Raw genomic sequence first — 25,571 nt, forward strand, 5'->3', positions numbered from 1 at the left:
GTTACAACCAAAAAACCACAGCCTATGCTGTGGTTTTTGTTATCAATAAAGTTATGTTTATCTTATAAAGCCATTATCAGCTTCAAAGACTTGGCAAAACAAACCTTATCAAAAATAGCTTTTTAGAAGCTATGATCGCCTGACAATGCTAAATCTAATGAGCTCGTTGCAAAGTTATGCTCTGGTTGATTTAGAATGTCGCGGGTGATTTTTCCAGCGGCAATTTCACGTAACGCCAATACTGTAGGCTTGTCATTATCGACATCAACCAACGGCTCGGCAATACCTTTGGCCAATTGACGGGCGCGTTTGCTTGCGGCCAAAATTAGCTCAAAGCGATTATCAACATTATCCAAACAATCTTCAATCGTTACTCGTGCCATAAATAGCTACCTCGGTTGTTTTTATTAGCCACGGACCTTGCCCGCCACTCAATAAAAATAATATCAAATACATAAAAGGGGATAGCTAAATATTATAGCATTTTTTGCCAAGTCGCGTAGTTGCTTTTTATATCTACTTGTTAGATAAGCACCTGACGAGCATTGTAGCCTAGTTTACTCTTCTACTTGCTTATTTAGCAAGTTGCTAATCGTGCGATGATAACGCTGCTGCTGACGGCTAAGGGTTTGTCTATCCGCCACGATAATCGCTTTTAGCTCAGCTAAGGCTACATCAAAATTATCATTGATCACGACATAGTCAGCATTTACGTATTGTGCCATTTCGGTGACCGCGCCAGCTAGACGGCGCTCTATCACTTCTACAGAATCCTGCGCACGGGTTGAGAGACGTTGGCGCAATGTAGCAATGCTGGGTGGTAGAATAAAAATCATAATGGCATCGGCAAAGATTTCTCTGATTTGCGTCGCCCCTTGCCAGTCAATCTCCAAGATAACGTCAATCCCCGCTGCTAGTTGGGTGCGTACGCTTTTCTCTGACGTGCCATAATAGTTACCAAATACTTCTGCATGCTCTAAAAATAGACCCGCATTGATACCATTGGTAAAACTATCAGTATCTGTGAAATGATAGTGCTGACCATCAATCTCGCCTGGGCGCGGGGTGCGAGTCGTATGTGAGATACTGACCGTTAAGTCGTTGGTCGTAGCAAGTAATTGCTTAACCAGTGAGGTCTTGCCCGTACCTGAGGCGGCAGTAACAATAAATAATGAACCTGTCATACAATTTATCCTAATGGAATATGTGCTAGTAAAATGCGTCTTAGTAACAGACTAAAAGACGATTCAGTCAGTGGTAGAGACTGGAAAAAAGAAAAAACGCCATCATGTATGGCGATAGAAATCATCGTAGTTGCGTCATTATAAACTGCTTTTATATGAGATAAAGTGGGTTTTGCAATATGTAGCTAGCATGTTGATGTTTGCACCTGACATATTGCAATGAGTGCGCTGCTATTTTTGAGGGCAATAAAATCAAATTATGCTAAAGTAGAGCATTGATTTTGCCCCAACTTTTGAATCAAAGCTTTTATACATAAGCTTTAGATATAAATTATCCGACGATAGGCCTTTTTATGCAAATTTATCTTGCCAATCCCCGTGGGTTTTGTGCTGGTGTGGACCGTGCGATTGCGATTGTTAATGAAGCACTAATACGTTTTGAGCCACCCATCTATGTCCGTCATGAAGTTGTACATAATAAATTTGTGGTGTCGGATTTGGCCAATCGGGGCGCGGTATTCGTCGAAGAGCTTCACGAAGTACCGGATGGGTCTGTGGTGATTTTCTCTGCTCACGGCGTCTCTAAAGCAGTCGAAGATGAAGCTGGTCGCCGTGATATTACCGTATTTGATGCCACTTGCCCTTTGGTCACTAAAGTACACATTGAAGTGGCAAAATTTGCACAAGACGGTATGGATGCCGTGTTGATAGGACATGCCGGACATCCAGAAGTAGAAGGCACGATGGGTCGATTCAATGCAAAAAACGGTGGGCAAATCCATTTAGTGGAAGACGAAGCTGATGTTGCTGCTCTCACTGTGGAAAATGCCGAACGCTTGGCTTTTGTGACTCAAACAACCCTGTCGATGGATGATACGGCTCGTGTTATCGATGCACTGCGTGAAAAGTTCCCTAGTATTCAAGGTCCCCGTAAAGACGACATCTGTTATGCCACCCAAAACCGCCAAGATGCGGTAAAAGATTTGGCCAGTCGCTGCGAAGTCGTTTTAGTCGTCGGCTCGCCAAACTCTTCAAACTCTAATCGTCTGCGCGAGCTTGCTGAGCGTATGAATTGCCGTGCATATTTAATTGATAACGCTAGTGAGATGGATAAGCGTTGGTTGGATGGTGTGCAGAGTATCGGCGTGACCGCTGGCGCATCCGCGCCTGAAGTGCTGATCCAAGAAGTGTTACAACAGTTGCAGGACTGGGGGGGCGATCTGCCTAGTGAGCTATCTGGTATTGAAGAAAACGTAACGTTTAGTCTGCCGAAAGCCTTGCGGATTCCTGTCACCCAAGTTGGTAAGTAATTAGGACACGCCCTCGTATTTGTATGAATCATCATTTATATGGATAAGCTCGCATGAAAGAACCAAAAGCCAGATTTGTATTGGCAGAAGCCACGCTCGCTGAAGTGAATAAGCAACTGAAACTCAATATGCTTGTCATGGTGGCAGTGGTCTTTGTACTGTTTATGAATATCATGAAGTTTATGGCAGAAAAAAGCGTTCTTTACGCTGTTCTCGCAGTCATAATGATTTGCTTACTGTTCTTCATACAAAAAGCTCGCGGTATTCTCATACTAAGAAAACAAGAGCTTACCCATAAATAGAAAATACAAGCATAAATAAAAAATATAGGTGAAAATGCCAAATATAGGAAATAGAGAATAGTTATGACTGCTTATTACAAATTTATTAAACGCGAACAGCCAGAAGACGGAGTTAGTCTGGCGCATTACCAGCCAACCAAGCATGCACAAGGCGCTTGGAATGAGCATGAGCAGCATATGGCACCAGCGACAGGTCTTCTGACAGCTGAGATTAATAACTTTGCGCCGCAAGCCAATACCCGTATTGCTCGTGTCAGTCTTGATATTTTAGGCCTGATACCGCTCGATGACTTTACCATTACTACTCGCTGCATCCGACCAGGTAAAACCATTGAATTGATTGAAGCGGTTATGAGTAGCCGTGGTCGAGATGCCATTATTGCAAGAGCATGGCGACTGATTACGCAAGATACTAGTGAGATTGCTGGACTTGAAGATCAACCAGCAAAATACAAACCTGAAGAGTTGCCCGTTTGGGAAGACATGAAAGGCTGGCCGGGCGGCTTTATCGAAAGTGTGCGCTTGGTGGCCGCTCCAGATCGCCGAGAAGGTCGCGGCATGGTTTGGATAACCAACGATGTCGAGATGGTAGAGGGCGTACCCACTGATGATATGGTGCATCTGCTGGGCATGGTCGATACGGCCAATGGCGTGGTACCAAGACTGGGTTTAGGTCTGTCAAAACTAGAGTGGATGTTTCCCAATACAGACCTGCAAATCCATATGCACCGTGTCCCTAAAGGTCGCTGGCTCGGTATCGAGGCGGTACAGCAGTATGGCGCTGATGGTATCGGGCTGACCAGTGCTGTGCTCCACGATGTGCATGGTCCCTTTGGTCGTAGCGAGCAAATACTGACCATCCGCCCGATGCCACGTTAAAAGAGAAAGAATCAACTGTCTAGTAATTTTGGAAAACGAAACGATATGTTGTAATCAATTAATTATACAAATATTGGAGAAATGGTTTTAATAGTAGCTAATAAGACGATATTACCAACCAGACGATATCAATCGACATAGAGGTGACTATGAAAGCATATACTCAATTTTCCAAAAAACTGACGACTATTTGGGAGTTATTAATAGAGGCTTATTCAGAATAGTGGTTAGCTTTTGTTCTTGCGCTAAAAAATGACTGATACCAGAACGCCGCCTTGATAAACAAGCGCGGTGTTTTTTATTGAATAGGGCTTTTGAGCTTGAATTTTTTCTCAATGACCCTATTAGTATAGACAGTTTAACGGTATCACATACGGCAGGGTCTCTAACATTATGAGAGCGGTCTTAGTGAGTATATCGTTATCTGATAATAGGTCTTTCATAGAATTTAAAGGAGTTTTTATGAGTGAAGCAACTCAAGCTGAAGGTCTGAATCCAGAATTAAAAAAACATACGTTTGAAGCAGAAGTCGCCCAGCTACTGCACTTGGTCACGCATTCACTATATTCTAACGCTGATATTTTTGTCCGTGAGCTCGTCTCTAACGCGTCGGATGCTTGCGATAAGCTGCGCTTTGAAGCCACCAATGATGATAGCCTTTATGAAGACGATGGCGAATTAAAAATCCGTATCGCCGTCGATGAAGACGCCAAAACTATTACCTTTACTGATAACGGTATTGGGATGAATGAAACCGATGCCATCGAAAACTTAGGTACCATCGCCAAATCAGGCACCAAAGCGTTTTTAGACAAATTGTCTGAATCACAAAAACAAGACGGACAATTAATTGGTCAATTCGGTGTTGGTTTTTACTCAGGTTTTATCGTGGCTGACACCATCAGTGTTGAATCACGTAAAGCGGGTGAGCCTGCTGATAAAGGCGTGCGCTGGGTATCAGATGGTACTGGTAGCTTTACGGTTGAGCCTATTACCAAAGACACGCGCGGTACCGCGATCACTTTGCACCTAAAAGAAGAATATAGCGAGGGCGAAGATAACTACCTAGACCGCAGCAAGATCAAGCGCTTGGTCAATAAATACTCTGACCATATCAGTCTGCCCATTCAGATGCGTAAAGAGATCTGGCAAGAAGATGTCGTCGATGACGAAAATGATGACACGCCTACTGGTGGCGAGATGGTACTGACGGATGAGTGGGAAACCATCAATAAAGCCAGTGCGCTATGGACACGCTCAAGCTCTGAAATCGACGATGATGAGTATGTTGATTTTTACAAAAACATCACTTATGACATGGACGCGCCGCTTACGTGGACGCACAACCGTGTCGAGGGCCGCGTACAGTACACGCAGCTTTTATATATCCCTAAAAAAGCCCCGATGGATCTATACACTCGCGAGCAGCAGCACGGTCTAAAGCTTTATGTGAAGCGCGTCTTTATTATGGATGATGCTGAGCAGCTATTACCGATGTATTTGCGTTTTGTGAAAGGGGTGATCGATTCAGCAGACTTGCCACTGAACGTGAGCCGTGAGCTATTACAAGAGTCGCGCGATGTAAAATCTATTCGTGATGGTAACGCCCGCCGTATCTTGACTTTGCTGGCCAGCCTTGCCAATAGCGAAGACAGTGACAAGCAAGAAAAATTTGCCCAGTTCTATGCAGAGTTCGGCGATGTCATCAAAGAGGGCTTGGGTGAAGACGCCGGTAATAAAGAACGTATTGCTAAGCTATTGCGTTATGCCACCAGCACCCAAGATGGCCTTGAGACCAGCTTTGAAGACTATAAAGGCCGTATGAAAGATGGGCAAAAAGCCATCTATTATTTAACGGCTGATAATCTAGCTGCAGCAAAAAACAGTCCGCAACTTGAGCTGTTTAAGAAAAAAGGCATCGAAGTTATTTTGATGACCAGCCGTGTTGACGAATGGGCAATGAACTTCTTAACCTCATTCGATGACACACCGCTGCAAAACATTGCCAAAGGTGCCGTAGATCTAGGCGATTTGCAGGATGAAGCAGAAAAAGCCGAAGCCGAGAAAGCCGAAGAAACCCTAAAGCCTGTCGTTGATAAGCTTAAAACTGCGTTAGGCGAGCGTGCTAAAGATGTTAAGGTTTCAACACGTTTGGTTGATAGCCCTGCTTGCTTAGTCGTTGGTGAAGGTGAGCTATCACCGCAAATGATTCAGATGCTACAGCAAATGGGTCAGGATGTACCAGCAAGTAAGCCAACGCTAGAGGTCAATCCTGATCATCCACTCATTAAGAAGCTTGAGAGCAGCGAGCAGTTTGATGATTTGGCGCAAGTCATTTTTGATCAAGCGTTGTTAGCAGATGGCGGGCAGTTAGAGGATCCAGCCGCTTATCTAAAGCGCGTTAATGAGCTATTGATGAGATAATGTCTGGTAATTGATGTAAAAGGAGGTCTTGTCTGCAAGGCCTCCTTTTTTATTGAGGTTTATGGTCATATTTGAATGAATTTTACAAATCATCCTTATCCTCTTGACCGACAATCCGTTACAATCGCGATAGATTAGCGAGCTAAACTATTGGTTAATGCTAGTCATCTTCGATAAACATTCCATCGTGAATTCAATATAAATAGATGTCTACAGCCGTGAAAAAATCGTAAGTCGATTACATCAAGCGGCGACGACATCATGATAGTTATCATTGGGTCATTTTATTTTTCTCGACTGGCTAGAGGTCTAAGTCTTTGTCACTTACGTCGTTAAAAACCGTATCGCTCCAGCGTTTTTCGCTTAATTTCGCTGCCAATATTATCGCAACTTTGTGGATGTTGGTGGGTTCAACTCGGGCGTTTTCTTGGGTAAAGCCCACCTTTATGCAGTTTGCTGTATTTGCCTTATTGGCACTTGGTAGTAACGTCCTATTTTCGTGGTTGGCGGCTGAAAGTGGTAGTATATTCAATGAGCAGGGGCTGGTCAGTTATTTGATCTGGCCGATGATTATTTTATTAAGCGGTATTATTTTGGCACGGCGAGCCAGCAATCAGACACTGGTTTTTGTGCCCGTCGTTCTTTGGTTGGTTGCTGATACCTTATCTGCATTATTGCAGAGCTTGGTACAGTTTTTTGGTAGCTATGGCTGGTTACCTGAGTGGAGTTACTCGTTTTTACCCATACTATTTTTGGTATTGTTTTTATGGCAGACGCTTTCTTTGCTATGGATTTTTTCTCGTCGCCTGCGTATACCATGGTGGGAGCGAATCATCATATTGGTTGGGGCGGTGGCATTGTTGACGATCTGGCAGCGCAATGTCGCTGATCAGCCTATATTTAAGCAAATTCCAGTAGAGCCTGTGTTGGAAGAGGCGGCACTATATGAGCAGCCCCGTTTATTACAGCAAGCATTAAATAGTATAGACCCAAGTATCGATGGCAAAACCGACTGGTACTTTATGGGTGTGGCAGGGTTCTCTGGTCAAAACGTCTTTCGTTCTGAGATCAATAAAGTGCGTGAGCTGTTTGATGTGCGTTTTGGGACCAGCGGGCACTCGTTGTCTTTGATTAATAATACGTATAGTTGGATGGACGAGCCAATTGCGACCAAAACCAGCATCCTACGCGGCTTGAAAAAAATCGGTCAGCAGATGAATGCTGACGAAGATGTGTTGTTTTTGACGCTATCTTCACATGGTAACGAGGATATCGTTCAGTTAGCGAATCCGCCAATCGCGATGGACAATCTAGATGCTGCATGGCTTCGTGAAGCACTGGATGCCTCGGGTATTCGCTGGCGTGTGATTGTGGTATCTTCTTGTTATTCGGGTTCATTCATCGATGAACTAGCGTCTCCGACTACAGTGGTGATAACGGCATCAGCCGCTGACAAAGCATCTTTTGGTTGTACCAATACGGCTGAGATGACGTATTTTGGTCAAGCATTTTTTGCTGAAAGCTTGAGAGGAAATACCAGTTTTGAGTCGGCTTTTAAGGATGCTCGTATACGTGTCAATGAGCGTGAGAGCGCAATGGGGTTTGAGCCATCAGAGCCGCAGATGGTAATCGGCAGTTTGATGGAAACCGCCTTACCTGCATTTGAGCAAGTGCTGTTTGATAAAGCGCGACCTTCAGTTGCAAGTCTTACGAATAATACTGCTTCTACGACCGTCAATGCTTTACCTGAAACTACTGCTAATCTATCGGTAGGCGAAGTAGATGCAGCTGCCGAATAAATATGAGAAATGATCTAGTAACTGGCAAATGCTAGTATCAAATAACGAGTACTTATTAAACGCCATCGTTGGTTTTTTGAATAAAAAGGATATCACTCATGCAGAATTCTTATAGTCATAGTTTGTCTAACCATAAACAGCTTACCCAAAAAAGTGTAAATCGCTGTTTTAATGGTGAGCAGCATTATTATAGTCACGAATCGACGTCTACCAAAACCTCTATGACGTTTAGTATTTATCTACCTGATGAGGCCTTGGCTGGACGACGTTGTCCTGCGATATTATATCTATCGGGTCTGACGTGTAACGCGGACAATGTGACGCATAAAGGTCATTTTCAACAAAAATGTAGCGAGCTTGGTATGATACTTATCGCACCTGATACTTCGCCTAGAAGTAGTGAAGACAGCGATGTACCAAATGATGAGCGCTATTTTGTTGGTCAAGGTGCAAGCTATTATGTTGATGCCACTCAAGCACCGTGGTCAGACAACTTCAATATGCAAAGTTACATCGTTGATGAGCTATATGACTTATTACGCTCAGAGTTTCCTATCGATAGCATCGGTATTACAGGGCACTCGATGGGTGGGCACGGCGCGTTATTGCTAGGATTTAAGTTCCCAAGTAAGTTTGTCAGCGTATCGGCGTTATCGCCAGTGTGTGCCGCCAGTGAGTCTGCTTGGGGACAAGCTGCCTATACAGAGTACTTCGGTGATGATAAGTCTCTATGGGTACAAGCCGATGCGGCGCAGATGATCGAAAAAGTGGGTCAGCAGTATGCGAGCATTTTGGTTGATCAAGGCGCGGCTGATAATTTCTTAGCAGAAGGTCAGCTACAGACTTCTAAACTACAAGACGCTTGTGCAAAAGCCGAACAGCCCTTAACATTACGCTATCAAGCGGGGCATGACCACAGCTATTATTTTATCCAAACGGTGATTAATGATCATATCGAACATCATTGGCATATGGCTCAAATGAGCTAAGAGGTCATTCAGATGACCGTGATATGTTTTTCGCTATCTCATTCCTGCTCAAAAGGTGATTTTTATGGCAGGTTATCAAGTTTTGACAGCTTCCAACGTGAAAGATAAATCAGTAGATGCACGCTCTACAAGGGCAACGATGCAAGCGGATATGGACGCTGCTTTGGCAAAAAAGCAACATGATGTCGATAGTGACCACGTATCCGAAGCGAAAGCAAAAGAGTATATCGCAAAAACCGTCAACGATGCAGGTGAGAGAGTACTTGATGAGACGCAAATATCTCGCGTGATAGAGATGGCATGGGAAGACAGAACGCCATTCGGTGCGATAGAGCATAGCTATGGTCTCGATGAGACTGCGGTTATCAAGCTCATGCGCCAAGAGCTAAAGCCATCATCTTTTCGTTTATGCCGCAAGCGCGTGAGTAATCGTGCTACCAAGCATGAGGCAAAGCGCTCTTTCGAAGTTGGTCGTGCTTATTGTAAGACCCAATACAAGCAGCGCTAAACAACTAAGTATTTAGTATCAATATGTCAAAGGCTCGCAGCATATGTGAGCCAATTAGAATTTTCTTTTAATCTATCCATATCTTATATAAACATGAATTAGGTAGCCCAATTATGAACAGTCCTGCTAGACCTTATCTTATTGCCCCATCGATACTCTCAGCTGACTTTGCGCGGTTGGGCGAAGAAGTGGAGAAGGTAATAGAGTCGGGTGCTGATGTGATTCATTTTGATGTCATGGACAACCATTACGTACCCAATTTGACGTTTGGTAGCATGATTTGTAAGGCGCTGCGTGACTATGGTGTGGAGGCGCCAATTGATGTCCATTTGATGGTATCACCTGTCGATAGTATGATTGAGCAGTTTTTGGAAGCGGGGGCAAGTATCATCACCTTTCATCCAGAAGCCAGTCATCACGTTGATCGCTCTCTTCAGCTTATCAAAGATGGTGGGGCAGAGTGCGGTTTGGTACTCAATCCTGCCACATCGTTACACCATCTAGATTGTGTGATGGATAAAGTGGATCAAATTTTATTGATGAGTGTTAACCCTGGTTTTGGCGGTCAGTCGTTTATCGATAACACATTAGACAAAATACGTCAGGTACGTCAGCGTATCATCACCAGTGGTCGAGATATCAGATTAGAAGTAGATGGCGGTGTCAAAGCCAGCAACATTCGTGCGATTGCTGAAGCAGGGGCTGACATGTTTGTCGCTGGGTCTGCGATATTCAACCAAAAAGACTATAAAGCGGCTATTGATGAGATGCGCGCAGAGTTGGCTTTAGCCAATAATAGCTAATCTGCATATTGTGACATGATCGATAAACGGTGTTGGCGACCAAAAAACAGTATTGAAGTAGGCCATATCATTTGCAATTGTGCGCAGTGGCCAGTCATGTAAAGGTGAATCATGGACAACAAACATTCTACCAACTCATTGAAACCTTCTGAGACGATGAAACATACTGATCAGACACCGAAAAGTGAGACACAACGTAGCTTGGTGCCCAAAGGTATTACCATTGGCATGGCTATATTTGCGCTGGTACTGAGCTTGGCAGGTTATGGCTTTCGTTTGATGGTGGGTGATGATGTCGGAACAGTGTTGCGCCATGCTGCGGTCATTGTGCCTGCGTTCATGTTAGGTATTCCGCTGTTTTTTTGGGTAGGTTCTCGTATAGTCAACAAGGTTAAAGGACTGCATATCGAGAGCTGGAATGCCATTAGTTTGGGCTATTTGACTTCTTGTGTATCGATGTTATGGCTGATGGGCACTTATAGTTAAAGGGTTTTGCTATAAATATAGTGCTTTTTTATGCTTGCATTGTGACGTGCTATTTTATACTTTTTAATCATTAAGCCATGTTCTATGTGCATGGCTGGAATTTTATATGCGAATTGTACCGGCCAGTATTGCCAAAATTATCTATCCAAAAGATTTACCAAATGGCTTATTTACCAGCTTAATCATAGCTTGTCTTTTGATGGGGCTCGCTTCACTGCGTAACGGGACGGATTTACAGGGTTGGCTCAATGTGATTGAGAACTGGCTGCTGATGCTATTGATACTTCCGACTGCAACGGCGACTGTTGCTCTGCCTTTTAAATACCGCGATCCCACCCTTGAGCTAAAACTGGTCTATTACCTTGGGATGTTCGTTGCTTTCTTATTTACGTTAGCGAAACTGCGCTATTGGCGCTAATGTGTCCTTATTGCAAGGCATCCAAGTTTTTTATAGTGAAGACTGATGTGATAGCCCTTGAATTCTAGTGTTAAAGCGTCCATTGTATGAGTAAGACAGATTTACCCGCGTTACTGTAAGATGATAGATTTGCCGAATGCGTTTGTTTTCAATAAATAACGGCTTTGCAATCACTAGTTTCTCTACCAGTACTAAACGGGATAATAAGGAACATATTAATGCCATATGATATCGATAATGATATAGAAGTAGACAACGAAAGTAGCGATCAGTTTGCAGGGTTTGCCAAAGAAACCACCTTAGAGTTAGTGGAAGCAGATGATGGTAGATTGTTGTTGCGTGATGCCGAGCAAGATGAAGCGCCGCTGATGACTATCGACTTTTCTGACAAGCTAAAAGAGCTACTTGGTAGTGACACTCAAGTGATTGGTCAACACATGATTCATGCTGCGATTCAGGTCATTATGCAAAAGCAAATGAGTAAGTGGCATGCGCATGTATATGATAAAGAACCAACGCACTACAGTTGATCTAGTTATTAGTGAGCTGAAGATAGCTAAATATACAAACATAAAAAAAGGGTTTATCCATTGATAAACCCTTTTTTTGTTCAAATAATACCATTGATAAAATGAAGATTATTTGATTTTAGCTTCTTTAAAGATCACGTGCTGGCGTACTTTTGGATCAAACTTTTTGATTTCCATTTTGCCAGGCATAGTGCGCTTGTTTTTAGTAGTGGTGTAGTAATACCCAGTACCAGCTGTTGATACTAATTTAATTTTATCTCTCATGATAGCTTTCCTGTAAATGAGGGGTCTTCAAACGATAGGTACGTGTCTCAAAGAGCAAGTTGCCACAGCTAATGTAGCAAAACAGCAGCTAAATAATGAGAGTCATCACTCAGCTGCTATTTTTAACTTAAACTTTTTGACCTTGTGCGCGTAGATCCGCTAACACTTTATCGATACCAAGTTTGTCAATGATGCGCATACCTTTAGTAGACACACGTAGACGTACAAAGCGGTTTTCAGACTCTACCCAAAAACGATGGTTGTGAAGGTTTGGTAGAAAGCGACGACGGGTTTTGTTGTTTGCATGCGAAACATTATTACCCACCATAGGGCGCTTTCCAGTCACTTGGCAAACTCGAGACATGGCGAACTCCTAATCTATGAGGCATGAGTTTTTCTCATACCAGTCTGGGCAAGTTGCACGTTTATGCGGCATGGACACAGCAAGCGGCAGCTTTGCACCAAACAAAACTATATGAAGGTTGAGCTGGTTTTACTGTTATCTAAAGGCAAATAACAGGCTGACCAATTCAGAAAATTTTAAAGCCGACATTTATACCATAAAACAGACGAATACTCAAATATTTTTATGATAGTTGTTGGTTTAAAGGAGAGATATTATACCCTGAAATGAGCGTGCTATGTTGTTGATTGTTTAATAGTAAAGATTAATTTTTAGTTGTAAGTTATAACAAAAGTCAGTAAAGTTGCTGTTATATATTTAATACAATCTGTTAATACATCGGTATCACTGTAAATCTAAGTATCATTACCAATCTTATTTAATTCTGTGTAATGGTTTTCTGCCTTTTTGCTCGAATAAATTACTGCTCATGCGGAGTCAAAAACATGTCATATCATTTGCTACCTACTTCTAAATTGTTTCAACTGACAGCGCTAACCTTATCATTGGCCTTGGCGGGTTGTGGTGGTGGGGGCACGGATACGGTTGCGCCAGAGCCTGATTTGGGCCCTGAGCAGCCTGACGAAAATAATGGTAGTGATAGTGGCGGTGAGCAGACACCAGAAGTTGAACCTGATTTCTTTTTACAGAAGCTTAGCACATCGCCTACTATCATCGAGCTATCTGATGAGCAGGCTATTTTTAATGTAACAGTAAAAGCTGCTGAGGTGGGCTCAGGTGGTGCAATGATCGGCAAAGCAGTTACATTGAAAGTAGTGAATTCTGAAACTAATGGTATCACTATTGAAGGTCAAAGTACTCAAGTGACTGATAGCAATGGTAATGCTGTATATACACTAAAGCTGAATCCGCAGGCAGTCTTAGATAAAGAGATGTTAATTGCAAACGGCTTTACATTAATAGCTACTGCTAATAAAGCCGATGGCACAGCTGTTGCACCGCAGGAGTTAAAAGTTTCTGTTAGTAGAGAGGGAAGTGGAGATGGTACTCAGGTCACTGAAAGTAAACTGAGTGTTACTCAAAGTCTTGATACCAGCTCTGTCTCTAATAATAAGCTGAACCCTTATGGCGACACAGCAGTAATCAGTGTGCAGCTGAAAAATGAAAAAGGAGCGCTGGCTCCTGATGTTGAGGTTGGTCTCGGACTCGCTCAGATAGAGGGTGTCTCTGTCGATACTGCTAGCCAAATGACTGATGCCAAAGGTGTTGCTACTTTTAATCTTAAGATCGATAGCAATTTGCCTGCAGCGACTCGTAATAAACTGCTTCAAGGTATCGTATATGCTATCAATATCAAAGAAAATAGTGGGGCCACTAAGCTCATATCTGGCAAGCTCCCTGTTGCATTACCTGTTTCAGACTATGATTTAAAAGTTTCAGGAAATTCAACGCAGCTTAGCGCTTATGGTGATACACAGCAGCTTACTATCACTGCCTCACCTAAAAATACAAATGTGTCGACTCAAATTAATGGTGCAAAGGCAACAATCAAGCTAAATGATGCCTTTGAAGGTGTCAGCCTAGCAAATGAACAGTTAGTATTAGATGCCAATGGTCAAGCGACAGTAGCATTAACCATATCATCGGCGTTGAGTGCCGATGAACGTCAAGAGCTTGCAGAAAAGGGTATTAGCTACACTGTCGTGCTCACAGAACCAAACCGTTCGACAGCAACAGTAAGCTCTTCTAGCGTAGTTATTGTTCCAACTGCGAAATACAAAATTAACTTTAACGAAAGCAGCAAAAAAGAGCTATCGAGTTCAGGTGGCAGTGCAGTGATCAGCTTCCGTGTCAATGATAGCCGCGGTGGTGTAGTTGAAGGGCAAAAAGTAATAGCAAGTTTACCAAAAATCCTAGCTGATGCAGGTCTACTAACTCTAGAGAACAACTCAGAACAGACAACCAATGCTAAAGGTGAAGTTAGCTATACGGTACGGGTGCCTAATAACTTGACTGTGTCACAAAAAGCCCAGCTTGAAAAGGCAGGTAGTTTTGTATTGTCTGCAAATATAACAGAAGCGTCGGGAGTACCAAGTACTGCCAGCAGTGAAAGTATCCGTATAGGGGCAGATATCGGACAAAGCGATATTACATTGACTGCGCAAAGCGTACCTGCAATTGCGAATATACTAGATGAGCAGTTTAAGTTGCAAATTCTAGGTAAGCGTAAAGATGGCAGCGCTGCTGTAGGACGCACAGTCAAGCTTGTTATTAACGAAGGCTTTACGACAGGTATTACCATTCAAGGTAACGAACAAACCACAAATAGCAATGGCGTGGCAGAGTTTACCGTTCGTATTAGTCAAAACCTAACCCAAGCACAGCGTGATCAATTAATTAAAACAGGTATTGCCTACACTGCAGTACTGACTGATGAAGATGGTACTCAGTCCAAAATTATTCAGAAAGTAAACGTTGAGCAGCCAGCAACCAGTATACAGTTCGCTTCTATCACAACGCCAGAAATTAGTGAGTTGGGCGGTAGCGGTAATATTGGTGTGAGATTGACCTCTAAAGAGAATACTGCTCAGCCGGTCAGAGACAAAACAGTCACTATCCAGCTAGGTGCAAAAGCACTAGAGTACGGTGTTACAGTCACTCAAACTACAGCGACTACAGATTTTAATGGTGAGGCGATTTTTGCTGTTAACGTACCTAAAGGTTTAACAGCTGTACAGCGAGCGGATTTAAAGAACACTGGTATCAACTATCAGCTAACGTATGCTGAAAACAACGTTTCTTATAATTCAGAAATACAGAAAGTAAAAATCACTACGCCTAGCGTTAGTTTAAATATCTTGAACGCCACCAATAATATTGATAATCAAGCAGGATATATCCTAAACAATGTGGGTAGTACTGCCATTATCCAAGCACAGCTAAATAATCAGTCATCTGGCGAGCAAGTCGCTAATCAGACAGTGAAGTTGGTATTTGATAATCCACAATTAGCAAGCCTGCTCACAGTAAATGGTCAGCTTGGGTCATCAAATATCACTGCTAGTACAAATGCTAATGGTTTGGTTAGCTTCAATGTTGTAGTTCCAAATAACTTGAATGATGAGCAAAAAGAAGCGCTTAGCAAGCAAGTATTGACCGCCACTTTGACAGAGACATTGACTGGCAAGCAACAACAAGTCAATGTCAAAGTTCAGTCTATGACAGCAGCCATCTCTTTACTGGGTAATTCAGTAAGTGCTTTAAACCTAAATGGTGGTGAAACACAGGTTGAAGTGATAGCAAAAGATAACAAAGGCAATGTGATTAGCGGACAAAAAGTATTCCTCGCACTGCCAGCCTCTATTGCAAGTAAGGGCGTTACACTGGCTACAGGTGGCAGTCAGACTACTGATGATTCAGGTAAGGCTGTATTTACTCTAGCAGTACCAAACAACTTAACCGAAGACCAAAAGACTGCATTAGGTACAAGTTTTATTGTGGCATTATCTGCAGCTGATAGTAGTGGGAATATTGTGACGCAGACGAGTACTGTCCGTACCAATATACCAACAGGTACAACTGAAAGTCTCACTGTTGGCGCAAATAAAGTTGTTGACACCAAAGGGGATACCTTCAAAGTATTCGTACGCGTTGCTAAAGACGACAAGAGTATTGCAGGTCGTTCCGTCACTCTAAATGTCAACGACCCTATTGGTACAGGCGTGACAGTCAGCCAAGGCACAGCCGTCACTAACAGCGATGGTGTAGCGACTTTTGATTTGACTCTTGAAAATGGTGCCAATGTTAACCAAGCGACGCTAGAGTCAGGTATTCGATTAACTGCGACTACTACTACAGCTGAAAATGTTAAATTGGAGCAAAACTACATTGTAGCAGTGGATACGTCTACAATTGAGAGCTACCAGCTAATCGCGTCATCTGATAAGCCAACATTGACTACAGGTGGCGACCAGACCCAAGCTTCATTCATCGTAACAGATAATAACGGTGGGATTCTCACAGGTGTGCCAGTACAGTTAAGCATCGAAAACCTAGAGTCAAGCGGAGCAGCATTGACCACATCGAGCACAGTTGTAAGCGATAGTAGTGGTCGGGTTGATGTGGGTGTATTGTTAGCAGCTAATAGTATCAATGCTCGCCTTAATCATAGTGTAGTGATTAATGCCAAAATCGTCACGCCGCAATATGATATAGATGGTACTGTCAATATGCAGGTGCGTGAACAAAAGTCTCTGAGCTTATCTGCAATTGGCACAACACTCACCCTTACAGCATCTGAAAAAAATCTCAAAGATAATAGTACAACCTCCCTGTCTTCTACTTTAACTGATGGGACGGGACTTGCGATTGCAAATGCTAAAGTAGAGCTTATTGATACTGACGGCAACCTTATCGCTAGTGATGCAACCGCGACCACCGATTCAGAGGGTAAAGCTAGCTTTACAGTTAACGAAAGTGATTTGAGCTTTGATAGCAATGGTAACTTACGTGTTTTTGTGAGAGCAGTGGGTGAGCGAGAGCTGACCACGCAGCGTAGTACCAGTAGCATTGATTTGGTTAAGGTGTCGCAAGCGGGTATTAGCTTCATCGATATTGAAGATGTTTACGATGTTAATATGGCTCAGAATATTAATATACAGATTCGCACTAACTCTGTAGCTGAGGCGAATGCACTTATTGGTAAGCTCTTAGAAGTACAAACAACGATTGGAACGTTTGCGAACAATGATGTCATCTCGACCCAAGCGATAACGGCTGCCAATATTCAAGGTAATATTATTACAGTCCCAGTCGTACTGAACTCTGCACTTGCTGGCACAGCAGTATTGCAGGCGACGGTACTTGGTGAGATGAATAACGGTCAGCTCAAGTATCAAACAACCGTAGACACGCGTTTTAGAGCCACTACACCAGCTAAGATACTGTTCCAAGCGGTAAGATCAGTGATTACGCCAGGTAGCAGTACCGAGCTTGTAGCAACTGTCAAAGATAAAAATGATGTACCAGTCGAAGGCCAGACAGTCGTCTTTAGCCGTGCTTCTGATTCTTCAGCAGGACGATTGTCTGCTGCAACTGCTATCACTGATAGTAAAGGTCAAGCACGTGTAGTGTATTTGGCAAATGCTAGCTCACCGATCAATGGTGTGACTCTCAACGCTCGACTATTGAATGACCCTAACAATATTGGTAGCAAGTCCACTACTATTACCGTGTCAAAAGATGCTGTTTATACGACATTGACGTTTGCTAATAAAATATCTTCTGACGACATCTACTACACAGTTCGTGGCTCGATATCGGTTATGGATGGCTCAGGACAGGCCGTTGCTAACAAAGAGGTATCCATCAAGTCTTATGCAGTGGAGTACGCACAAGGTCGCGTGTGTCTGCTAGATAGTAGCACTTCGTATCAAGGGGCTAATACAGTAGATGGAGAAGGTAACATCAGTACGCCAGAACCTAAAACATTCTCTGAAAAATCTGCCATTTTGTTACGGTCTAACTGGATTACGAGTGAAGACAGTCCAGAGTATAATTACATCTTGGATAACGACGATGATGTAAATAACAATGGTGTACTGGATACCATTAACCCAGTTGCTATTATTGGTGGAACATTTGCTGATGACGGCTATTCTTTTATCACTGACGCAGAAGGACGTGCTGATTTCCAAGTTCGCTATCCTATCCGCTATTCAAACTGGGTAAAAGTCAGATTCGATGCATCAACCTTCTTAAATGGTAGTGAAAATACCCAAAGCCTGAACTATTCGCTACCATACTTGGATGGTGACTTGGATATCGTTGGTGATACCTTATTCAGCCCTTGGATCGCAGATGCTAGCCCGTTTGGTCCAGGTAATGCAACCTGTGTGAATAGCTTGAGCGTGAATATCGATGCTGAAAAAGATACTACGAAAGTGATACTTTCACCATATCAGCCAAGCTATGCAGTATCGATTAATGGTGTCGGACCAAATACACAATCGCAAGGTTATAACAGTTATATTGTAGACTTCAATCAAGCCTTTGAATTAGGGGCCACGTTAGGAATCGTTAGCAACGGAGCAGGTTTTACTAGAACTATAAAGGTTGAATAATATTGGTAAACATTGAAAGTTGATATTTCAAGACCCTTGACCACATGTCAGGGGTTTTTGCATTGCATCTTCAAATAGCTAAATAACCAAAAACAACCAACTCGCTCAGCAAAGCATCGCAAAAAAGATTAAAATAACCGGTTTACTCCGCTGCCAGCAATTTTTCAGCGAACAGTCATCACTTCTTATATTGGGCGTATTATGTCAGACAACACCAAAACGGCTTCATCATCACGTACAACAAACATCGCTTCTCAGAGCAAACAGATTCCTAGCTTTACTGATACAGCGACATTGCTCATCAAATGCAAAGATCAGGCGGGTATCGTACAGGCAGTCTCTGAATTTATTCATCGCTATGGCGCGAATATCATCACCTTAGATCAGTATTCAACAGCTCATGAAGGTGGTCAATATTTTATGCGTTTGGAATTTGCGTTGGCAGGCTTGAGCGATATCATTGAGAACTTTGAAGCCAGCTTTGCACATACTGTGGCTAAACGCCATAACATGGACTGGCGTCTGCATAACAATGCTACCAAGACCAAAGTGGGTATTTTGGTGTCAAAGTTTGATCACGCATTATTGGACTTATTATGGCGACACCAGCGTGGCTTGCTGGATTGCGAGATTACTTGCGTGGTGAGTAACCATCCTGATTTACAACAAGCGGTCGAAAACTTTGGCATTACCTTTCACCATGTGCCCGTGACCAAAGAGAATAAGGTAGAAGCGGAGGAGCAAATCCATAAGCTGATGGCAGGTAATGACTTACTAGTGTTGGCGCGTTATATGCAGATATTGTCAGCTGATTTCGTGAAGCGTTGGCCGATGCAAGTGATTAATATCCATCATTCGTTCTTGCCTGCGTTTGTGGGTGCAGATCCTTATCGTCAGGCTTATGATAAAGGCGTCAAGCTGATTGGCGCAACAGCGCACTATGTGACTGCTGAGCTGGATCAAGGGCCTATTATTGAGCAAGACGTACACCGTGTGACCCATCGCCAAGGGGTAACAGAGTTGCGCGCTATTGGCCGTGATATCGAGCGTAATGTATTGGCACGTGCTGTCAATTGGCATGTGCAAAACCGTGTGATTGTAGCAGGCAACAAGACCGTAGTTTTTAACTAAAAAATCAGTAGAAAATTGAGTAAGAAAGGCGGTCAGTAGCAACAGTTACTGATCGCCTTTTTTATAATGTGATATTTTATATCAGCATTTCCAAAACAAACTTACTACCCACAAAGCCAATCGCTAACAGAATAAAGGCATAAATAGTGATATTCGCCGCACGTTTGCCTCGCCATCCTGCGCGCCAATTGCCAAGCAGCAACGTACCAAATAATAACCACGAGAGCAGACTAAATACTGTTTTGTGCACGATATGCTGTGCCATCAAATCTTCGACATAGATAAACCCGATGCCCAGTGCGATACTAAGCAGCACAAAGCCTACCAAGAGCATATCGAATAATAGACTCTCCATACTTTGTAATGAGGGTAATTTATTGACCCAAAATCGGTGAATGGTATGATGCTTGAGCTCGCGAATTTGTAGACGCAAAAATAGCGCTTGTACTGCCGCCATCAACAGCACACAATAGGCCGCTAACGATAATAGGATATGAGCTTCAAGACCGACACTGACGTCAGTAAGCGGTTGATAGGGTGCGCGGCAAATATAGCCGACGGTTATACCTATTAGTGCAGTAGGCGCAGCCAAAATACCAAGGCTCAGAATAGGGCGGTACAGACAAAACAGCAGGTAAAAGAATAAGAAGAATAAACTGGTCAGGCTAATGATATTGAACAAATTGAAATTCAGACCATAAAGCGTCACTACATATGGATAAAGTAAGGTCGCATGTGCGGCCATCCCTACCAATAAAAGCCCCAAACTGACGCCTTTATGAATAGGTTTGTCCTGAATCAGCGCCCAACCAATATGGAGGCTGACTAAGACATAAGCCATGCTAGCAAGTAAGAATGCAAGGTGCACAGATAAAAAGCCTCATCTTATACTGAGCATAAACTGCCGCTCAATGTATCACCAAAGTGGTATTATCGGAATGATTAGAATAATCGTCCAATTTATCATAAAATGGGTGCCAGTTGAGCATCATCTTACTTATTGCTTATAAATATGATTGACAAAGCAGCAATCCGCAAAATATATCGTAAGTCACTTATAAATATCAGAGCCAAGTTTTGCAAAACCACTATAAGTTTTGAGCCGTGTTGATGCTATAGTATTGATAATATGATTTTTTATAAGAGAATGTCCCAGTATTTGATAGTCCATCCTAATAGTATTGATGAACCATTTGAATCGTTTGATTCGCCACCATTTTATTGAAAGTTATTTTAATTGCGTATTATTTAATTGAAAACCATTTTAATTGAGAGTTATTTATGTTTGATACCTTAACAGAACGCTTATCGTCCAGCCTACGTAATATCGTAGGATCTGGACAACTGACTGAAGACAATATCAAAGACACCCTGCGTGAAGTACGTATGGCATTGTTAGAAGCTGACGTGGCGCTACCTGTCACTCGTGATTTCGTCAAACGCGTCAAAGAGCAAGCGCTTGGTGCTGAAGTGCTAAAAGAGCTAGCGCCAGGTCAAGCCTTTGTCAAAATCGTACACGACGAGCTGACCGAAATGATGGGCAGTGCCAATCAGCAGTTAGAGATGACAGGCAAACCGCCTGTGGTCTATTTGCTAGCAGGTTTGCAAGGTGCGGGTAAAACGACCACAGCTGGTAAATTGGCCAAATATCTACAAGAGCGTCAAAAGAAAAAAGTCATGCTGGTATCGGCCGACGTCTACCGTCCAGCGGCGATCAAACAGCTTGAGCAAGTTGCCGGTCAGGTCAATGCTAAGTTTGTGAACTCAAGCACGGATGAAAATCCAATCGATATCGCAAAGCGTGCGATTGAAGAGGCCAAAATCCAATATCAAGATATCCTTATCATTGATACGGCAGGTCGTCTACATATCGACGATACCATGATGGATGAGATTAAGGCGCTAACGGCGGCGGTTAACCCATCTGAGACACTATTCGTCGTCGATGCAATGACGGGTCAAGATGCCGCCAATACCGCAAAAGCTTTTAATGATGCGTTGCCATTGACGGGTGTTATCTTAACTAAGACTGACGGCGATGCACGAGGCGGTGCAGCGCTGTCTGTACGTGCTATCACCGGCAAGCCAATTAAGTTCTTGGGTCGCGGTGAGAAACTAGGCGAGTTAGAGCTATTCCACCCTGAGCGTATTGCCCAGCGTATCCTTGGTATGGGCGACGTACTGAGTTTGGTCGAAGAGGTTGAGCAAAAAATCGACCGTGATAAAGCCGAAAAAATGGCGAAAAAGATGCAAAAAGGCGGTGATTTCGACCTTGAGGATCTATTGACCCAGTTCCAGCAGATGAAGAGCATGGGCGGTATGGCAGGTTTCTTAGATAAGATGCCAGGTATGAGCGGCTCAGACATGCAAAAAGCCGTCGAAGATGCCAAGCCAGAAGAAAAAGTACGTGAGATGGAGGCGTTGATTAATTCAATGACGCCGTTTGAGCGCAAAAACCCTGATAAGATTAATCCAAGTCGTAAGCGCCGTATCGCTGCAGGCTCAGGCCGTGAGATTCAAGATGTTAACCGTTTGCTCAAGCAGCACAAGCAAATGGCAAAAATGATGAAAATGATCTCAAAGCCTGAAGGCATCAGTAAAATGATGAAGTCTATGCAAGGCCTCATGGGTGGTGGCAGCGCAGGCGGTGGTGGCCCATTGTTTGGCGGCGGTCAATCAGGCACTAAAAACGTGAATCCAGAACAAATGGCCAAGCAAATGGGACTGGATCCGAACAATATGCCAAGCACCGAAGAGATACAAAAGCAAATGCAAGAAATGCAAAACCAAGCGCCCAAGAAGTTTAAAACACGTTTCTAAGCCATCGTGATGCATACTGAAAGTATTTTATATATGCCCTAAAGCTACCTAAGCTTTAGGGTTTTTTATGGTTAGCTATGAATAAGTATAGATGAATAAAGTGTGGAAAAGCGTAGAAATTGATAAAATTCATTTAGCCTAAATGCTATGATAGGCGCTGTTTCATTCTGTCTAAATTTTGATAGTACATAAATGATGAATAGCTATTAAAAATTATTAAAATCTGACAAACCCATTTAGAACGCCAAAAGTAAAAGCCGAGGTTGTGATGTTTTTAGCAATGGATACCGTGTTCGATCAGTGTTCGATCGCGATTTTAGATGCCAGTGGACAGGTATTGTCCGCTCATACAGAGAGCGGCAAACGTCAGCAAACCCAGCAAATCTTACCGATGATTGATGCTGCACTATCTGAGGCGCAGTTACGTCTTGCTGATATACAGGCTTTAATATTTAATCGCGGGCCGGGTGCGTTTAGCGGTATTCGTATCAACACGGCAGTGGTGCAAGCGTTGTCTGTCGCGCATGACTTGCCTTGTGTTGGTGTTTCTAGCCTACAAGCGATTGCACAATCTGCGTATCAGCAGTACGGCCTGACACACCTATACAGCGCCCTTGATGCTCGTATGCAGCAAGTTTATTTTGGACAGTACGAGCTAATATCAGACAATCAGGCAGGACGCCATATCATGCAGCCAGTATGGGCTTATGGCAGTGATAGTACTGAGCAGCTATTAGATTATGATAGCCAAACAGCACTGAATCTCCCTATCGCGGGGAATGGATCAGTACTACTAGCATTGCATGATCAGCAAGTGTGCCATGAAGACGTCTGGCCAGACGCTGTTATCATCGGGCAGCTTGGTGTTGCTCAGTTTGCAAACGATGGTGGTACGGAGGCAGCGCAAGCACTACCAAAATATCTACGTAACCAAGCTTGGAAAACACTTAAAGAGCAAGGCAAAGCGTAGCTTTTGAGTATTTTTTAAGCATTAATCAATATAAAACCAACGTCAACATAGGACAGCCAATCGGCCTGTTTTTAGGAAAGTCATTGTGGATATACTGTTATTCGTTCAAGCTGTCATCATGGGTATCGTGGAAGGTATCACAGAGTTTTTGCCCATCTCCAGCACGGGGTATTTGATTTTATCAGCCGATGTGATGGGATTTTGGACCAAAGAAAAAGTTGATTTGTTTGTGGTCGTGGTACAGCTTGGTGCTATCTTGGCAGTGATATATGACTATTGGGGCAGACTGTGGCAAGCATTGATGGGTCTCATAACAGGTAAAGCAGAAGGCATGACCAATCCTAGGCAACTGGGACTCAGTCTCATTGTCGCGACCATTCCTGTGATGATTGTTGGCTTTACCTTTGCTGATGAAATCAAAGCTTATTTGTTTAATCCTATTGTCGTTGCCATTATGCTCATCATCGGTGGTCTGCTCATATTCTATGTGGAAAAGCGCCCTAAAACCATCATTGCAAAAGAGGCAGAAGATGTCAGTATAAAAACGGCGCTGATGATTGGCCTATTTCAGTGTCTGGCTCTGATACCAGGCACGTCACGCTCAGGATCGACGATCATTGGGTCGCTATGGCTTGGAGTCTCGCGTAAAGCCTCCGCTGAGTTTTCTTTCTTTTTGGGTATTCCTGTCATTGTAGGCGCGGCATTATTAGATCTGCTCAAACACGGCGATGTACTGAGCAATCGTGAAGACTGGTTGGTATTAGGTGTTGGAACCATCGTGTCGTTTGTCGTGGCGCTACTCTGTATTCGCTTGCTTGTAGCATGGGTGAGTCGCCGTGACTTTACTATTTTTGCTTGGTTACGCATTATCACGGGTGTTATCGTGTTGGTTGCGGCTTGGGGCTTTGGTTACCAAATGGCGGGCTAGATTTGTACGATGGCTTGTAATGCTATGGGTAAAAAGTAAGCAGTTATAAGTAAAAAGGATGATGGTTATGACAGCGCTGCATCACACAGATAATAAGTCAGGTGACCTTGTACAGTGCCAATTGTTCTATGTGAATGACAGTCAACAAGCACAGATTGAGCGCTTACAGGCATTGATAGCTGAGCACAAATTACCAATCGTCCTAAAGACTAAGCTCTCCACGGAGAAATTAACACAAAAACGTCGCCAGCAACTGAGCCAAACATCCTCTCAACTTATTTTGCTGCTTGATGAAAAAGATAAGCTATCGTGGCTTAGTGATGGACTGAGCGTGTCACCAGAGTGGGATAAATTGCAACGCCGCGTGGTGAGTGCTGGTCGTAAGTCGGAGCTATTACTGCAAGCAGCAAAGATTACCGCAGATAGCCATGTTATCGATGCCACGGCCGGCTTTGGCCATGATAGTTTGATATTGGCCAGTACTGGCGCACACGTCATTATGCTTGAGCAGCAGCCGCTAATGGCGTTGCTGTTACTTGTAGAACAAGAGCGTATGAGCGCGCAGCCTAATTGGCAAAAGCTCATGAGCCGTCTACATATTATCAATACTGATGCACTGAGTTATTTTGCGAGCCTAAAAGCTGACGATATATCGAATGACGGCAATGCAGTCGATGTGGTGTATTTAGATCCCATGTTTCCAGAGGATAGCTACCAAGACAGTAAGACAGGTAAAGGTGCCAAAGTCGGCAAGCACATGCAAGCGCTGCATCAATTGGCGCGTCCACCAACGCTAGAGGAAGAGCGCCAACTGCTAAATAGTGCTAAGGCAATTGTGAGTCGAAGCGCGCAAGGACAAGGTCGCGTGATCGTCAAGCGGCCACAATTTGCGCCATTATTTGCCGATGAGCCGGTTAGTGAAAGCTGGCATAATGAAGCCGTGCGCTTTGATGGGTATTTTGCCTGACATCGGTTTTTCGAGGATTATTTCATAGCCACTGTTTGTGATAAATAAGTGTATCAGCATAAACATACGTCATTCATTAGCTTGAGTATTTAGAATACATGTATTCAGGAGCAGGAAATGTCAACGCTAATCATTTGGGTCATGGGTGCAGGCTTATTGTTATTGTTGGTCAATATCATGCTGCGCACTCAGATTCTTCGGCTTGAAGCACGTTTAAAGGAATTGAGCAGTCCACAAGAGCAATTGGCATTTTTGCGAACAAGCAGCACATAAAGATAAAATCCCTGCGATTAAAGCGTTACGTAAACAGTATCCTGAATTTTCTCTAATTGAGGCGAATAACTTATGGAAACAAATCTAACGATTAGGGCGT

General features: G+C 43.3%; 23 protein-coding genes. 18 read left to right on the forward strand and 5 right to left on the reverse strand.

Annotated elements, in window-relative coordinates; all coding sequences use genetic code 11:
- Positions 1-122: 122 nt before the first annotated feature.
- Both rpoZ and gmk read right to left on the reverse strand, forming a co-directional pair.
- A complete protein-coding gene (gene rpoZ, locus AOT82_RS11345; RefSeq protein ID WP_071003070.1) occupies positions 123-383 on the reverse strand; it encodes a DNA-directed RNA polymerase subunit omega in 261 nt (86 codons plus the stop codon).
- 174 nt (positions 384-557) lie between these two features.
- Positions 558-1,184: a guanylate kinase gene (gmk, locus tag AOT82_RS11350; protein ID WP_071003072.1), complete on the reverse strand. Its 627-nt coding sequence runs from the start codon at positions 1,182-1,184 to the stop codon at positions 558-560.
- Positions 1,185-1,537: 353 nt separating this feature from the next.
- Here gmk and ispH point away from each other — a divergent pair, with 353 nt between their 5' ends.
- The 11 genes from ispH to AOT82_RS11405 all read left to right on the forward strand — a co-directional run bounded on the left by ispH (position 1,538) and on the right by AOT82_RS11405 (position 11,632).
- Positions 1,538-2,494, forward strand: coding sequence for a 4-hydroxy-3-methylbut-2-enyl diphosphate reductase (ispH, locus tag AOT82_RS11355; RefSeq protein WP_058024602.1), 957 nt, complete (start codon positions 1,538-1,540; stop codon positions 2,492-2,494).
- A gap of 53 nt (positions 2,495-2,547) precedes the next feature.
- Positions 2,548-2,796, forward strand: a complete 249-nt coding sequence (locus AOT82_RS11360; RefSeq protein ID WP_058024603.1) for a hypothetical protein — start codon at positions 2,548-2,550, stop codon at positions 2,794-2,796.
- Between the two features lie 63 nt (positions 2,797-2,859).
- The gene (locus tag AOT82_RS11365) at positions 2,860-3,675 is read left to right on the forward strand and encodes a thioesterase family protein (protein ID WP_071003074.1); all 816 of its coding nucleotides are present in this window, start codon (positions 2,860-2,862) and stop codon (positions 3,673-3,675) included.
- Positions 3,676-4,137: 462 nt separating this feature from the next.
- A complete protein-coding gene (gene htpG, locus AOT82_RS11370) occupies positions 4,138-6,099 on the forward strand; it encodes a molecular chaperone HtpG (RefSeq protein ID WP_071003076.1) in 1,962 nt (653 codons plus the stop codon).
- Between the two features lie 317 nt (positions 6,100-6,416).
- Positions 6,417-7,898 carry a C13 family peptidase gene (locus tag AOT82_RS11375; RefSeq protein ID WP_071003078.1) on the forward strand — a complete coding sequence of 494 codons (1,482 nt, stop codon included), beginning with the start codon at positions 6,417-6,419 and terminating at the stop codon, positions 7,896-7,898.
- A gap of 98 nt (positions 7,899-7,996) precedes the next feature.
- A complete protein-coding gene (gene fghA / locus AOT82_RS11380) occupies positions 7,997-8,887 on the forward strand; it encodes an S-formylglutathione hydrolase (protein WP_071003079.1) in 891 nt (296 codons plus the stop codon).
- A gap of 226 nt (positions 8,888-9,113) precedes the next feature.
- Positions 9,114-9,395 (forward strand): TIGR03643 family protein, encoded by a 282-nt coding sequence (locus AOT82_RS14280; protein WP_313907114.1) that lies wholly within the window; start codon positions 9,114-9,116, stop codon positions 9,393-9,395.
- Positions 9,396-9,508: 113 nt separating this feature from the next.
- Complete coding sequence (gene rpe / locus AOT82_RS11390; protein ID WP_071003083.1) at positions 9,509-10,198, forward strand: ribulose-phosphate 3-epimerase; 690 nt, start codon at positions 9,509-9,511, stop codon at positions 10,196-10,198.
- 156 nt (positions 10,199-10,354) lie between these two features.
- Complete coding sequence (locus AOT82_RS11395) at positions 10,355-10,684, forward strand: hypothetical protein (protein WP_071003769.1); 330 nt, start codon at positions 10,355-10,357, stop codon at positions 10,682-10,684.
- 106 nt (positions 10,685-10,790) lie between these two features.
- Complete coding sequence (locus AOT82_RS11400) at positions 10,791-11,102, forward strand: hypothetical protein (RefSeq protein WP_058024609.1); 312 nt, start codon at positions 10,791-10,793, stop codon at positions 11,100-11,102.
- 218 nt (positions 11,103-11,320) lie between these two features.
- The gene (locus tag AOT82_RS11405; RefSeq protein WP_071003085.1) at positions 11,321-11,632 is read left to right on the forward strand and encodes a hypothetical protein; all 312 of its coding nucleotides are present in this window, start codon (positions 11,321-11,323) and stop codon (positions 11,630-11,632) included.
- Between the two features lie 108 nt (positions 11,633-11,740).
- On the opposite strand, the gene rpmG is transcribed toward AOT82_RS11405, so the two are convergent.
- Together rpmG and rpmB are read right to left on the reverse strand one after the other, a co-directional pair.
- Positions 11,741-11,896, reverse strand: coding sequence for a 50S ribosomal protein L33 (rpmG, locus tag AOT82_RS11410; RefSeq protein WP_010201403.1), 156 nt, complete (start codon positions 11,894-11,896; stop codon positions 11,741-11,743).
- A gap of 127 nt (positions 11,897-12,023) precedes the next feature.
- On the reverse strand, positions 12,024-12,260 hold the full coding sequence (gene rpmB, locus AOT82_RS11415) for a 50S ribosomal protein L28 (RefSeq protein WP_057761372.1): 237 nt from the start codon (positions 12,258-12,260) through the stop codon (positions 12,024-12,026).
- A gap of 485 nt (positions 12,261-12,745) precedes the next feature.
- On the opposite strand from rpmB, the gene AOT82_RS11420 reads away from it, so the two are divergent.
- Both AOT82_RS11420 and purU read left to right on the forward strand, forming a co-directional pair.
- Positions 12,746-18,382 carry a beta strand repeat-containing protein gene (locus AOT82_RS11420; RefSeq protein WP_071003086.1) on the forward strand — a complete coding sequence of 1,879 codons (5,637 nt, stop codon included), beginning with the start codon at positions 12,746-12,748 and terminating at the stop codon, positions 18,380-18,382.
- Positions 18,383-18,583: 201 nt separating this feature from the next.
- Positions 18,584-19,513 carry a formyltetrahydrofolate deformylase gene (gene purU / locus AOT82_RS11425; RefSeq protein ID WP_083328935.1) on the forward strand — a complete coding sequence of 310 codons (930 nt, stop codon included), beginning with the start codon at positions 18,584-18,586 and terminating at the stop codon, positions 19,511-19,513.
- Between the two features lie 76 nt (positions 19,514-19,589).
- Here the strand turns inward: purU and AOT82_RS11430 are convergent, their stop codons facing one another.
- The gene (locus tag AOT82_RS11430) at positions 19,590-20,381 is read right to left on the reverse strand and encodes a cytochrome C assembly family protein (protein WP_197496673.1); all 792 of its coding nucleotides are present in this window, start codon (positions 20,379-20,381) and stop codon (positions 19,590-19,592) included.
- 413 nt (positions 20,382-20,794) lie between these two features.
- Between AOT82_RS11430 and ffh the strand changes: the two genes are divergently transcribed.
- From ffh to AOT82_RS14120, 5 genes are all read left to right on the forward strand, one after another.
- Complete coding sequence (gene ffh, locus AOT82_RS11435; protein ID WP_071003088.1) at positions 20,795-22,333, forward strand: signal recognition particle protein; 1,539 nt, start codon at positions 20,795-20,797, stop codon at positions 22,331-22,333.
- A gap of 268 nt (positions 22,334-22,601) precedes the next feature.
- Positions 22,602-23,303 carry a tRNA (adenosine(37)-N6)-threonylcarbamoyltransferase complex dimerization subunit type 1 TsaB gene (tsaB, locus tag AOT82_RS11440; protein WP_071003090.1) on the forward strand — a complete coding sequence of 234 codons (702 nt, stop codon included), beginning with the start codon at positions 22,602-22,604 and terminating at the stop codon, positions 23,301-23,303.
- An 85-nt stretch (positions 23,304-23,388) separates the two neighbouring features.
- Positions 23,389-24,231: an undecaprenyl-diphosphate phosphatase gene (locus AOT82_RS11445; protein ID WP_071003092.1), complete on the forward strand. Its 843-nt coding sequence runs from the start codon at positions 23,389-23,391 to the stop codon at positions 24,229-24,231.
- Between the two features lie 67 nt (positions 24,232-24,298).
- Entirely contained in the window at positions 24,299-25,198 is a 900-nt protein-coding gene (locus AOT82_RS11450) for a class I SAM-dependent methyltransferase (protein ID WP_071003095.1), read from the forward strand.
- A 117-nt stretch (positions 25,199-25,315) separates the two neighbouring features.
- Complete coding sequence (locus tag AOT82_RS14120; protein WP_227517146.1) at positions 25,316-25,471, forward strand: hypothetical protein; 156 nt, start codon at positions 25,316-25,318, stop codon at positions 25,469-25,471.
- Positions 25,472-25,571 lie beyond the last annotated feature (100 nt).

The organism is Psychrobacter sp. AntiMn-1, from assembly GCF_001854065.1.
Taxonomy (GTDB): Bacteria; Pseudomonadota; Gammaproteobacteria; order Pseudomonadales; family Moraxellaceae; genus Psychrobacter; species Psychrobacter pacificensis.